The organism is Citrobacter sp. TBCS-15 (assembly GCF_005280815.1).
In the GTDB taxonomy this organism is placed as follows: domain Bacteria; phylum Pseudomonadota; class Gammaproteobacteria; order Enterobacterales; family Enterobacteriaceae; genus Citrobacter; species Citrobacter werkmanii.
This window is the reverse complement of the sequence record NZ_SZWK01000102.1, coordinates 454,980-467,473: the sequence shown is the minus strand read 5'-3', so window position 1 is coordinate 467,473 and position 12,494 is coordinate 454,980. Positions and strand designations below refer to the sequence as shown.

General features: G+C 51.9%; 15 protein-coding genes and 1 pseudogene. 7 read left to right on the top strand and 9 right to left on the bottom strand.

Annotated elements, in window-relative coordinates; translation table 11 throughout:
* Window positions 1-96: 96 nt before the first annotated feature.
* Entirely contained in the window at window positions 97-186 is a 90-nt protein-coding gene (gene cydH / locus FDW96_RS09030; RefSeq protein ID WP_003029209.1) for a cytochrome bd-I accessory subunit CydH, read from the top strand.
* A gap of 175 nt (window positions 187-361) precedes the next feature.
* Window positions 362-1,531 carry an MFS transporter gene (locus FDW96_RS09025; RefSeq protein ID WP_137360089.1) on the top strand — a complete coding sequence of 390 codons (1,170 nt, stop codon included), beginning with the start codon at window positions 362-364 and terminating at the stop codon, window positions 1,529-1,531.
* A 39-nt stretch (window positions 1,532-1,570) separates the two neighbouring features.
* On the opposite strand, the gene sodB is transcribed toward FDW96_RS09025, so the two are convergent.
* Entirely contained in the window at window positions 1,571-2,152 is a 582-nt protein-coding gene (gene sodB / locus FDW96_RS09020) for a superoxide dismutase [Fe] (protein WP_003029205.1), read from the bottom strand.
* Between the two features lie 127 nt (window positions 2,153-2,279).
* Window positions 2,280-3,107 carry a C40 family peptidase gene (locus FDW96_RS09015; protein WP_137365559.1) on the bottom strand — a complete coding sequence of 276 codons (828 nt, stop codon included), beginning with the start codon at window positions 3,105-3,107 and terminating at the stop codon, window positions 2,280-2,282.
* Between the two features lie 334 nt (window positions 3,108-3,441).
* Here FDW96_RS09015 and grxD point away from each other — a divergent pair, with 334 nt between their 5' ends.
* Window positions 3,442-3,789 carry a monothiol glutaredoxin 4 gene (grxD, locus tag FDW96_RS09010; protein WP_003832760.1) on the top strand — a complete coding sequence of 116 codons (348 nt, stop codon included), beginning with the start codon at window positions 3,442-3,444 and terminating at the stop codon, window positions 3,787-3,789.
* A gap of 53 nt (window positions 3,790-3,842) precedes the next feature.
* On the opposite strand, the gene rnt is transcribed toward grxD, so the two are convergent.
* The 4 genes from rnt to FDW96_RS08990 all read right to left on the bottom strand — a co-directional run bounded on the left by rnt (window position 3,843) and on the right by FDW96_RS08990 (window position 6,841).
* Window positions 3,843-4,490 carry a ribonuclease T gene (rnt, locus tag FDW96_RS09005; protein WP_016152990.1) on the bottom strand — a complete coding sequence of 216 codons (648 nt, stop codon included), beginning with the start codon at window positions 4,488-4,490 and terminating at the stop codon, window positions 3,843-3,845.
* Window positions 4,491-4,584: 94 nt separating this feature from the next.
* Window positions 4,585-4,992: a lactoylglutathione lyase gene (gene gloA, locus FDW96_RS09000; RefSeq protein WP_042308649.1), complete on the bottom strand. Its 408-nt coding sequence runs from the start codon at window positions 4,990-4,992 to the stop codon at window positions 4,585-4,587.
* A 97-nt stretch (window positions 4,993-5,089) separates the two neighbouring features.
* Entirely contained in the window at window positions 5,090-6,187 is a 1,098-nt protein-coding gene (locus tag FDW96_RS08995; protein ID WP_042308647.1) for an alkene reductase, read from the bottom strand.
* 54 nt (window positions 6,188-6,241) lie between these two features.
* A complete protein-coding gene (locus FDW96_RS08990) occupies window positions 6,242-6,841 on the bottom strand; it encodes a TetR/AcrR family transcriptional regulator (RefSeq protein ID WP_042308645.1) in 600 nt (199 codons plus the stop codon).
* Between the two features lie 100 nt (window positions 6,842-6,941).
* Between FDW96_RS08990 and FDW96_RS08985 the strand changes: the two genes are divergently transcribed.
* From FDW96_RS08985 to sodC, 3 genes are all read left to right on the top strand, one after another.
* The gene (locus tag FDW96_RS08985; protein WP_038640381.1) at window positions 6,942-7,181 is read left to right on the top strand and encodes a DUF1289 domain-containing protein; all 240 of its coding nucleotides are present in this window, start codon (window positions 6,942-6,944) and stop codon (window positions 7,179-7,181) included.
* Between the two features lie 49 nt (window positions 7,182-7,230).
* Window positions 7,231-8,127 (top strand): aldo/keto reductase family oxidoreductase, encoded by an 897-nt coding sequence (locus FDW96_RS08980; RefSeq protein WP_042308642.1) that lies wholly within the window; start codon window positions 7,231-7,233, stop codon window positions 8,125-8,127.
* Between the two features lie 81 nt (window positions 8,128-8,208).
* Window positions 8,209-8,736 carry a superoxide dismutase [Cu-Zn] SodC gene (sodC, locus tag FDW96_RS08975; protein WP_061381403.1) on the top strand — a complete coding sequence of 176 codons (528 nt, stop codon included), beginning with the start codon at window positions 8,209-8,211 and terminating at the stop codon, window positions 8,734-8,736.
* Here sodC and FDW96_RS08970 read toward each other — a convergent pair.
* From FDW96_RS08970 to FDW96_RS08960, 3 genes and pseudogenes are all read right to left on the bottom strand, one after another.
* A pseudogene (locus FDW96_RS08970) lies at window positions 8,712-10,752 on the bottom strand (FUSC family protein). The gene sodC and the pseudogene FDW96_RS08970 overlap by 25 nt on opposite strands.
* Window positions 10,749-11,612 carry an HlyD family secretion protein gene (locus tag FDW96_RS08965; protein ID WP_061381402.1) on the bottom strand — a complete coding sequence of 288 codons (864 nt, stop codon included), beginning with the start codon at window positions 11,610-11,612 and terminating at the stop codon, window positions 10,749-10,751. Before FDW96_RS08965 ends, FDW96_RS08970 begins: the two are co-directional and overlap by 4 nt.
* A gap of 2 nt (window positions 11,613-11,614) precedes the next feature.
* Entirely contained in the window at window positions 11,615-11,851 is a 237-nt protein-coding gene (locus tag FDW96_RS08960) for a DUF1656 domain-containing protein (RefSeq protein WP_038640388.1), read from the bottom strand.
* 192 nt (window positions 11,852-12,043) lie between these two features.
* On the opposite strand from FDW96_RS08960, the gene slyA reads away from it, so the two are divergent.
* Window positions 12,044-12,484, top strand: a complete 441-nt coding sequence (slyA, locus tag FDW96_RS08955; protein ID WP_019076732.1) for a transcriptional regulator SlyA — start codon at window positions 12,044-12,046, stop codon at window positions 12,482-12,484.
* Window positions 12,485-12,494: the final 10 nt, after the last annotated feature.

Sequence of the window (12,494 nt, the reverse complement as noted above, 5' to 3'; positions counted from 1 at the left end):
GCAGTTATCAATATAAATCGTGAGAGATTTTTGCTTTCAAGTGTGTAAAAATGCGCAATATCACTTTTTGTGTGGGAATAAAAAGGAGAAAACTTGATGAGCACCGATCTGAAATTTTCGTTAGTGACTACCATTATTGTTCTGGGTTTGATCGTCGCGGGTGGCCTGACCGCAGCGCTGCATTGATTTCCCCGAGGGAGTTAGCTCTCCCTCATCCTCTCCGCATCTGTTTCCCCTCTATTGTTTGCGAATAAGCAAAAGTCTTTTGCAATTTTGTTAACTTTATTAATTTTGCGATCAATGTCATGCTTTTGACTCTTATTTTATGTCGCGCCACGGCTCGACGTTACGGAGTCGATATATGAAAATCAATTATCCCTTACTGGCGCTGGCGATCGGCGCGTTTGGCATTGGCACCACCGAATTTTCGCCAATGGGATTATTGCCCGTGATTGCCAAAGGGGTGGATGTCTCGATTCCCGCGGCCGGGATGCTGATCAGCGCGTATGCGGTTGGCGTTATGGTGGGGGCTCCGCTGATGACCCTGCTGCTGTCACATCGTGCGCGACGTAATGCGTTGATATTCCTGATGGCGATTTTTACGCTGGGCAACGTGCTTTCAGCTATTTCACCGGATTACACCACGCTGATGCTGTCGCGTATTTTGACCAGTCTTAACCACGGGGCATTTTTTGGTCTCGGCTCTGTGGTCGCCGCAAGCGTGGTACCTAAACATAAGCAGGCCAGCGCCGTGGCAACCATGTTCATGGGGTTAACGATTGCCAATATTGGCGGCGTTCCCGCGGCGACGTGGCTTGGTGAAACTATCGGCTGGCGGATGTCGTTTATGGCGACGGCGGGTCTGGGCGTCATCGCTATGGTCAGCCTGTTTTTCTCATTACCAAAAGGTGGGGCAGGAGCGCGCCCCGATGTCCGTAGCGAACTGGCGGTACTTATGCGCCCACAGGTGCTGTCGGCTCTGCTGACCACAGTGCTGGGCGCCGGCGCGATGTTCACGCTTTATACTTACATTTCGCCGGTGCTGCACAGCATTACCCATGCCACACCGGCGTTTGTGACCGGAATGCTGGTATTAATTGGCGTTGGTTTCTCGATCGGTAACTATCTTGGCGGCAAGCTGGCGGATCGTTCTGTCAACGGTACGCTGAAAGGCTTTTTGCTGTTGTTGATGGTTATTATGCTGGCCATTCCCTTCCTCGCGCGTAATGAGCTGGGGGCGGCGGTCAGTATGGTAGTCTGGGGCGCGGCGACGTTTGCGGTGGTTCCGCCGTTGCAGATGCGGGTGATGCGCGTTGCCAGCGAAGCGCCAGGGTTATCATCGTCAGTCAACATTGGCGCGTTTAACCTGGGGAATGCGTTAGGTGCGGCAGCCGGTGGGGCGGTGATTTCCGGTGGCCTGGGCTACAGTTTTGTGCCGGTGATGGGAGCGATTGTGGCGGGGCTTGCGTTATTGCTGGTCTTTATCTCGGCAAGAAGACAACCTGAAGAACTCTGCACGGCCTCCAGCTAACACTAAAACGCAGAAGGGGATCCCTTCTGCGTTATCATTTTATGCTGCGAAGTTCTTCGCAACAAATTCCCAGTTCACCAGCGCCCAGAAGTGTTCCAGGTAGCCAGGACGGGCATTGCGATAATCGATGTAGTAGGCGTGTTCCCATACGTCAACGGTCATCAGCGGCGTCGCGTCGGTCGTCAGCGGAGTACCTGCGTTGGAAGTGGAAACGATAGCCAGTTTGCCATCCGTTCCTTTAACCAGCCAGGTCCAGCCAGAACCGAAGTTTTTGATCGCGGCATCGGTGAATTGCGCTTTGAAATCCGCAAAGCTGCCAAAGGAGGCGGCAATTGCATCGGCCAGTTTACCGGTCGGTTCGCCACCTGCGTTCGGCGCCAGGCAGTTCCAGTAGAACGTGTGGTTCCATACCTGTGCAGCATTATTGAATACACCGCCTTCAGAGCTACGCACGATCTCTTCCAGTGATTTACCTTCAAACGCCGTGCCTTTGATCAGGTTGTTCAGATTGGTCACGTAGGTTTGATGGTGTTTGCCATAGTGGTATTCCAGCGTTTCGGCAGAAATGTGCGGTGCCAGAGCATCTTTGGCATACGGTAATGCAGGTAATTCAAACGACATTGCTTCTCTCCTTATTATTTATATTGAGTACACACAATAGCCTCATTGTGAGTAAGGATAGGGTAGCAAATTGAAAGGTTATGCAAAAGAAGAACTTACCCTACAGCATGTTCTGTAGGGTAAGTTTTTAGCGAATTGTTTTCGGTGTCATTACCCGACGAGCGCCCACATAGTGGCGCTGCCAGTAATCTTCGCTCAGAGAGGTGATTTGAATTTCCTGACCGCTGCGTGGTGACTGAATAAATTTACCGTTTCCAACGTAAACACCAACGTGATCGGCTGTGCCGCGACCTTGCGTGCGGAAGAAGACCAAATCACCGTTTTTCAGCTCGCCACGTTCAATCGGTGCGGCGTCGCGCAGGTGGTACATTTCATTCGCCGTACGCGGAATGCGGAATTTAACCAGATCTTTATAGGCGTAATAGACCAGACCGCTGCAATCAAAGCCGGTTCTTGGCGAAGACCCGCCCCAACGGTAAGGTTTGCCGATTTGGTTCATCAGGGTGGACATCGCGGTTTTAGTCGCTTTCTGCACTTTAACTTTATGTGCCTCAGCAAGCGTCGTCGGTGCGGCAGTTTTCACCTTCACGCAGCGTGGCTTATGACCTTTGCGCGGCGTACATTTTTCAGTCCAGGTAACGGCAGCGGTTTGTGCTGCGGCAGTTTTACTGCGACGGTTTGCAGTTTTTGTCGATTTTGCCGGAGTGGCTGTGCGTTTTTTAGAAGAGGAGGCTGTTTTACTGGTTTTGCTGGTGGTCTTTGTTACCGATTTCTTGTTGGTCTTTGCTGTTTTTTGGCTGGTTGTTGCGCTTTTCTTTTTATCTACCGTCTTGACGGTGTGGGAACTGGTAGGTGTCGTCCTGGCCTGCTTGGAAGCATGAGCCATAGGCGTAAAAGGCAGTGTGGTAAAAAGTAAAGCACAGAGCGTGATCGAGATTCGGTTTATCCGCGCCACTGAGCAGTCCTCTGGTAAGGCAGGTCTATCATACCTGCGTGTGATTTTCAAAACTTGATGATTCTAATCTATAGAAACAATGAAAGTTAATAGCTTTTTTTGTTTAACCCTGCGTTTCGTTACCGACCGCAAAAAAAAACAGCAATTCAAGGTGTGATTGGTGAACAAATAATCAAGGCCGTACACTTTGAGTGGGTAAGTAAGATTATGAATGCAACTTTTAACGGCAAACGATAAAATAATAACGCGTAATGAAAATGTTATTTTCCGTTGCCTGCCTGACCCGCTACAATGTCAGACTACTGCCGTAAAAGAAGTTTAAGGAAGCAAGATAATGAGCACCACTATCGAAAAAATCCAGCGCCAAATCGCTGAAAACCCGATTCTCCTGTACATGAAAGGTTCCCCTAAACTGCCAAGCTGCGGTTTCTCCGCTCAGGCCGTACAGGCGCTGTCCGCCTGTGGTGAACGCTTTGCTTATGTTGATATTCTGCAGAACCCGGATATTCGCGCCGAGCTGCCGAAATACGCAAACTGGCCGACCTTCCCACAACTGTGGGTTGATGGCGAGCTGGTTGGCGGCTGTGACATTCTCATTGAAATGTACCAGCGCGGTGAGTTGCAGCAGCTGATTAAAGAAACAGCGGCGAAGTACAAAACCGAAGAGCCGGACGCTGAGTAATATCAGCTGAAATAAAAAAGCGACCTGTGATGGTCGCTTTTTTTATCGGTCCGTTATGCCTCTTCCGGCACGGGGAGAGGCCAGCCGCCGAGACGTTTCCAGCGATTAACGATTTCACAAAACAGCACGGCAGTACGTTCGGTATCATACAGCGCCGAGTGCGCCTGAGTGCCATCAAATTCCATTCCTGCCGCCAGGCATGCTTTTGATAATACAGTTTGCCCCAGTGACAGACCGCTTAATGCCGCTGTATCAAAGGTAACGAACGGGTGAAACGGGTTACGCTTCAGTGAGGCGCGTTCTGCAGCGGCCATCATAAAACTGTGGTCGAATGTGGCGTTATGCGCCACCATGATTGCCCGATTGCAGCCGCTGTCTTTAATGCCTTTACGTACCATTTTAAAGATGGCATGCAGCGCGTCGTATTCACTGACCGCGCCACGTAAAGGATTGTTAGGGTCAATACCGTTAAAGGCGAGCGCTTCAGGCTGCAAATTTGCCCCTTCAAACGGCTCTACGTGGAAATGTAACGTCGTGTCCGGCATCAGCCAGCCTTGTTCATCCATTTTCAATGTGATGGCTGCGATCTCAAGCAGCGCATCGGTTTTGGCATTAAACCCTGCGGTTTCGACATCAATGACGACAGGGTAAAAACCACGAAAACGGTCACACAGACCGGAAAGTTGAGCGTTATCGGACATCTGGGTCTCTTAATACGGGAAAATTGCAGCGCGTATTATGGCAAAATGATGAGTATAAAACTACGGGCACAGACGATCTGCGCCCGAGGGGAGGTTAGTCGCCCAGGCCGCGCCCGGCGTCTTTCTCTTCAATCAGTTCAATTTTGTAACCGTCCGGATCTTCAACAAATGCGATCACCGTAGTGCCGCCTTTTACCGGGCCAGCTTCACGCGTCACGTTACCGCCGTTCTGACGAATACGTTCACAGGCTTCAGCCGCGTTGTCAACGCTCAGGGCGATATGACCGTAGGCGGTGCCCAGCTCATATTTTTCAACGCCCCAGTTATAGGTCAGCTCGATCACCGCTTCACTGGTTTCAGGACCGTAGCCAACAAAGGCCAGAGAGTATTTGTATTCAGGGTTTTCGCTGGTACGCAGCAGTTTCATGCCCAGCACGTTGGTATAAAACTCGATGGAACGCTGCAGGTCACCCACGCGCAGCATGGTATGAAGTAAACGCATCTTTTTCCCCTTCGAAAATGGCTAATACATTCAAAATGTTGTTTTAGTATAGCGGCGTTGTTACGCCGCTATCAATGGCAGAACGGAGATTGTGACGTTAGAGGGTCGGGTAATCGGTGTAACCTTCCGCACCGCCGCCGTAGAAACTTTCGGCGCGCTGTGGGTTCAGTTCCGCTTTATGTTGCAGACGCGCCACCAGATCCGGGTTAGCGATATAAGCGCGACCAAAAGCAACGGCATCGATCAGACCTTTCTCGATCAGCGTTTCGGCTTTTTCAGGCGTGTAAGCGCCCGCGCCAATGATCGGACCGTGGAAACGTGCACGCACTTTCTCGCGGAACGCGTCGGAATACGGCTCACCACCGGCCCAGTCTGGCTCAGACATATGCAGATAAGCGATGCCACGCTTGCCTAATTGCTCGATCAGATACAGCGCGTCGGCTTCTTCATTCGGACCGTTGTCGACGTTCTGGAAAGAGCCAATCGGAGAGACGCGAATACCAATGCGATCGGCACCCCATTCTTTAATACCGGCATCGACAACTTCCAGTACCAGACGCGCACGATTCTCGACGCTACCGCCGTATTGATCGGTACGCTGGTTAGAGGTTGGCGACAGGAATTGGTGCAGCAGGTAGCCATGGGCGGAGTGCAGTTCTACCATGTCGAAACCCGCTTCACGCGCGTTAGCAATTGCCTGACGGAAATCATTAACAATACCCGGAATTTCTTCCGTTTCGAGTGCACGCGGCATAGAAGTATCGGCACGCGTCGCCAGACCGTTTTCATCGCGCAGTGATGTGCGGGTACCGGCGCTAATCGCGGAAGGTGCTACAGGGGCCTGGCCGTTTGGCTGCAGACTGGCGTGGGAGATGCGCCCGGTGTGCCACAGCTGGACAGCAATATGACCTTGCTCAGCATGTACGGCTGCAGTGATTTTCTTCCATGCGGCAATCTGTGCTTCGCTGTGTAGCCCCGGCGCTCCGGCATAACCTTTCGCCTGGGCGGAAATCTGCGTTGCTTCACTGATGATGAGTCCCGCGCTGGCGCGTTGACGATAATACTCGGCCATCAGCGGAGTAGGGATGTCGCCAGGCTCAATGCTGCGCAGACGCGTCAATGGCGCCATAAAAACGCGGTTTGCCGCCGTAATGGCACCCACTTTCAGTGGGGAAAACAGTTTTTCAGATGACATGTGGCACTCCTGAATAGACCGGTCGTCTAGTAATAAAAGAAATAAAAACGCCTGTTAAACGGCAGGCGTCGTAATGATGGTTTTAACGTGCGCCAGCGCATTTTCCAGCGGTGTGGCGCTACGAGAAATCTTGGCCTGCAGATTGGCGCCCAGCCACAGTGCATACAGAACCTGTGCCTGCTGTAATGGCTCACCAACGAAAGACAAGCAATGATTTGCCCGACCTTTCTCCAGTGCCTGCGCTAACAGCGCAATGATGTGCCGTGCGCCTTTATCCATCGCTGTACGCATATCTTCTGACAGATCGCACACTTCGGCAGACAGTTTAACGGTTAAACAGCCGCTAATAATGCCGTGCTGGCTAAACTGATTCAGGGTTTCCTGATAATAGGCCAGAATCCTGTCGCGGTAGTTTCCCGCCCCCGTATCAAAATGCGTAGCCAATCGCTGATGATAAGCCGCATAGTGGCGTTCCAGCATCGCGACGCCGAACGCTTCTTTTGAGCGAAAATAGTGATAAAACGAACCCTTAGGCACTTCAGCGGTTTTTAGTAGCTCACTCAAGCCCATGCCGGTGAAGCCGCGCTGCATGCACAGCAGCTCGCCAGTCGCCAGAAGATGTTCGCGTGTATCGTGTTCAGTGACTTTGTTCATGAAAGAAGCATAATAGACCAGTCGGTCTAATGCAATAGCGCTTGCGAGAAATTCAGTTAACGTCTTCAATAGATATATCAATCTTACTAAAGGAGGGGATGTGGCAGAACAGCTGGAATTTTTCCCCGTCCAGAGCCCATGCCGTGGTATCTGTCAGTCTGACGAGCGCGGCTTTTGCCGTGGCTGTTTTCGTAGCCGGGATGAGCGTTTTAACTGGCAAAAAATGAGCGATGCCGAAAAGCAGGACGTGCTGCGCCTTTGTCGCCAGCGCCTGATGCGTAAATTACGTGCAAATAAACCCAACCCACCAGAAGAACCGCAACAACCTTCACTCTTTTAAAAGCGTAATTGCGTATACTCGATGCACATTCATTTATAAGGAAGCTGCTATGGTTCAGCGTATTACTATTGCGCCGCAAGGCCCGGAATTTTCTCGCTTTGTGATGGGTTACTGGCGCCTGATGGACTGGAATATGTCCACGCGTCAGTTAGTCAGCTTTATTGAAGAGCATCTTGACCTTGGCGTTACCACCGTCGATCACGCCGATATTTACGGCGGATACCAGTGTGAAGCAGCGTTTGGCGAGGCGATGAAACTGGCTCCGCATTTGCGTGAGAAAATGCAGATTGTCACCAAATGCGGGATCGCCACGACGGCGCGCACGGAAAATGCGCTCGGGCACTACATTACCGACAGCGCCCATATTATTGCCAGCGCGGAACAATCGCTAAAGCTGTTGGCGACCGATCATATTGATTTGCTGCTGATCCATCGTCCCGATCCTCTGATGGATGCAGACGATGTGGCCGACGCATTTAAAAAATTGCACCATAGCGGCAAAGTGCGTCACTTTGGCGTCTCTAACTTCACCCCCGCGCAGTTTTCGCTGTTGCAATCGCGTCTGCCGTTCACTCTGGCGACCAACCAGGTTGAAATTTCACCGGTACATCAGCCACTCCTGCTGGATGGCACATTAGATCAACTGCAACAGCTGCGTATCCGTCCGATGGCCTGGTCCTGTCTGGGGGGCGGTCGTCTGTTTAATGACGATGCCTTCCAGCCGCTGCGCAATGAACTGGCCGCGATCGCAGAAGAATTGAACGCGCAGTCCATCGAGCAGGTGGTGTACGCCTGGATCTTACGTCTGCCTTCGCAACCGCTGCCGATTATTGGTTCGGGTAAAATCGAGCGTGTTCGTGCCGCCATTGAGTCCGAAGCGCTGAGCATGTCTCGCCAACAATGGTTCCGCATCCGTAAAGCCGCGCTGGGTTACGACGTACCTTAATCGCGTTTTTGGCGCTTCACCGTTCAAATTTGTGTCACTGGTTTACACTTATCAATCAGACACCTTTTAGACGGAGGTCTTATGAAGCGTTTGAGTTTAGCCATTATTACCTTACTGGCCTGTGCAGGTGCGCAGGCTGCCAGTGAAGAAGAAAAAGTAACGATGAATCTGGTGACGTCGCAAGGCGTCGGACAGGCGATTGGTACTGTCTCAATTACTGAAACCGGGAAAGGGCTGGAATTTACCCCCGATTTGAAAGCGTTGCCGCCGGGTGAACATGGTTTCCATGTGCATGCCAACGGCAGTTGCCAACCGGCGATTAAAGACGGGAAGGCTTCAGCGGCGGAATCAGCGGGAGGGCATTACGATCCTCACCAAACGGGTAAACATGAAGGCCCGGAAGGTGCAGGTCACATGGGTGACCTGCCGCTGCTGGTGGTGAATAACGACGGTAACGCCACAACACCGGTCGTTGCGCCGCGGCTTAAATCCCTGGATGAGGTAAAAGGTAAGGCGCTGATGATTCACGTGGGCGGCGATAATATGTCCGATCAACCGAAACCGCTTGGCGGTGGCGGAGCGCGCTACGCCTGCGGCGTTATCAAATAGTCAGCTGCTTAGCGTACCCGGTGGTGGCGCCTGTTCAAGCTGTGACAGCGAGCAGTGCAGCCGCCAGACGAGGGCCGACAGCTCTTGTGCTGCAGGTTGATGATGGTGGGCGAGCGTATCGCAGATACGCTGTAGCTCGCTTAGCGTGGCATTCAACGGTCGTTGTTGGACGCCGCGCTCACTCATCACGTCGCGTAGCAACGAGATACACACATCCCTGACGCGAGCCAGCGGATCTGAGCGTGCCTCCCAGGTACGCAGTTGCCACACCACATGCGAGCAGTTCAGCAAGACAACCCCCCAACGTAATAACCAACGCCTCGCCAGCGCATCCTGACTGTTACTCAGCTGGCTGACGTGATGATAGGTCAACGACTCAAATTCATTCTCACTGAGTGCAGGATGTCGGCTGAGCTGATCGACAAAATCCCGACGCAGGGCGCGTATATGACGGCGGCTTTTCCGCGCATCCGATCCGGGGCGTAGAATAGCGAATGCCAGCCATGACAATGCCACGCCGGTGATTTTCGCCAAATTGTCATTCAGAAAATCAGCAAAGTCGTATACCGGGGGATTCGTTACCGCGATGAACGATCCCATAAACACGATAAGCTGTCCCCAAAGCCCCGCCAGCGCAGGCATTTGTAGTTTTAACAGCTGCATGGTGGCGAGGAGCGGGAAGAGAAACAGGATGAACTGCCAGAGATCGGTAATTTGTACCATCAAACCAAACTTGACCACAAAGCTAAACAGCGACAGCAGAACTAACGTGCGCATTAACAAGGAAAGTGATTTGAAGGGCGTGGCAACGGCGGAATACAACACGCTGCTGATGGCCGCGAGCGTGAGTGCGCCAGATCCTGATTCCCATTGTGCGCCAATGCTCCATGCGCCGATAAGCATCAAAGTGCAGAACGTGCGTAACCCGCTCCAGATAGCTTCCGCATTATCGGTATGGCGGGCAAGCCCTGGCGTACGAGCAACATTGATACGTTCGGCGGTAACGCCATTTTCCAGCAAATGCAGGTAATGGCTGCTACGTAAGTAGAGGCGGCAAAAATAGCGCAGCCGTTGCCAGAAGGCGACGTGTCGATAATCGCGGGCATCGACGGGCCGCAGTGGGGCGATAATACGCGCGACGGTATAGCTGTCGGTATTGGATTTGACCAGCGCGCCAAGTAATTGCTCAATGATATCGCGGGTATTAGCGGCAGGATTAGGCCAGTTCAGCAGCATTCTGCGCAGGCTGGAAATCACGCTGGTCATACGTAGCTGCTGATGCAACAGCGAATTGAGTAAGGCATTTTGGCGGCGAAAGCGGTAGTGACTCCAGAACGCCTGTATACGCAACAGGTTCATGGTCAGAATCTGGCCGATAACACCTTCATGTGCCGTGCGGATGGCATCCGTTGTCTCCGGTTGCCAGAGCAAACTGGCATGCTCGAGCAAACGCGTATGCATGTTTTTCAGTGCTGTAAGCAACGTGGTGCCATCGGAGGTGCTGGGTAGGATCATCATCATCATACCCCCACACAAGATACCCACAATGACCTCGCATACGCGGGCCTGCGCGATATCCCATAACTGCGTGATCTCGACGGTATTGACCATCGGAAACGCAATGATCGCCGCCGTGTAACCCGCCAGTTGAAAGGCGTAGGCGACGTTATTAGTAAAATGCGCGCAGGCCCAGGTACAAAAGCCGATCCAGACTGACATGCTCAGCAGAAAAAGCCACGGTTCATTGAGGGTATGGCCGGCAATAATCAGCGCGGCTGTCGCGCCAAGTAAACTACCGGCAACACGACCCAGGCTTTTGCTGATGACCCCGCCGACTGTAGGGAAACTCACCACTGCCGCCGAGGTCATCGCCCAATAGGGTTCGTCCAGATTCAGATAATAGGCGAAGGTTAACGCCAGACACATCGCAATGGTGTTACGCAGCGCATAACGCCACTGTGCCGGCGTGGCTTTAAACCATGGCCAATTGCCTGGCGTAAGGTGGGGCATTTTCATTTACGCTGGCCGATAGAGACGCTACAGGTGGTACCAGAGACCAGTGTGACATCCTGCGGCAAAGCGTCAAATTCAATGCGCACAGGGACACGCTGCGCCAGACGTACCCACGGCACGTTTGGCTTGATGTCGGGAATCAGACCGGAATCGCTTTCTACACTCTGGTCATAAATCGCGCGACCAATGCTGGAGACGTGACCCTGTAACTTAATGTTGCCGCTGTAGAGCGTAATTAACGCCGGTGCGCCTTCGCGTATGTGACGCAACTTAGTTTCTTCAAAATACCCCATCACATAAAAAGAGTGGCTGTCGACAAGAGCAAACAGCGGCTTACCGGTTGAGGCGTAGTCGCCGGTGCGGGTTGAAAGGTTAGTGACCCAGCCCGCTACGGGCGCTTTGACGACCGTTTGCGACAATTGCCATTGCGCCTGGCGCAAACTGGCCTCGGCTGCTTCAACGCTTGCCTGCATCGCTTTTACGTTGAGATTGGCGGTATCCAGATCTTCGGCTGAGATATAATTTTGCGATAAATGACGACGACGATTGGCTTCATTATTCGCTTTTGCCAGATCGGATTGCGCTTTCGCCAGCTGTGCTTGCGCATTCAGTTCAGCAATGTGAAACGGCGTCTTGTCGATAGTAAACAGGACATCCCCTTTATTCACGAATTGGTTATCTTTTATATTGAGTTCATTAATGCTGCCCGAAACCTGCGGTGTGATGCTGACCTGCTCTGCACGCACTTTGCCATCACGTGTCCAGGGCGACTGCATATAGTAATTCCACATCCACCATCCGGCAAAAACTGCGATTGCAGCGACTATAATGGTTGAGAAGTATTTAATGGTTTTGAGCGACATAATCACCACACAATCAGCATAACAAAGGCCAGACCTACGCTAAGCGTAAAGAGAGACAGATCCATCAACAGGGGATGCCAGATCTCACCGGAATAAATCCAGTCGCGCAGCAGGCGATGAACAACCAACCAGAGAATAAACCCTGCGACAAACGCCTTGAAAATGGGAGGGAAGTAGACAGATGCACCGATCATTAAATCTTGTAGGGGCAATCCTGTTGCATTAAACATAAACTTCACGGGCAAAATCCTTGACGGAAGAGAGCATTGCTATAGGTTTAGCAAAAAAGAGACGATGAGTCTCTGTAACACATAATGTCTGAAAAAATGTCAACCGGTAAGCAAATTTGGCAATACATTTGTTTTGAGAATACAAATGCTGCACACTATTCTAAAATCAGCACAATAACTTAGCAAGCTAATTATAAGGAGATGAAATTGGAATCGCCATTAGGTTCTGATCTGGCACGGTTGGTGCGCATTTGGCGTGCTCTGATTGACCATCGCCTGAAACCTCTGGAGTTGACGCAGACGCATTGGGTTACGCTGCACAACATTCATCAGTTGCCGCCGGATCAATCGCAGATCCAGCTGGCTAAAGCGATTGGCATCGAACAGCCTTCGCTGGTACGTACGCTCGACCAGTTGGAAGAAAAGGGACTCATTTCACGACAGACTTGCGCCAGCGATCGTCGGGCAAAGAGAATTAAACTGACTGAGAAAGCCGAACCACTGATCGCAGATATGGAAGCGGTTATCAACAAGACACGTGGAGAGATTCTGGAAGGGATTTCAGCTGAGGAAATTGATCTGCTGATTAAACTGGTCGCCAGACTGGAACACAATATTATTGAACTGCAGTCGCAGGGCTGAGACGAGAGAT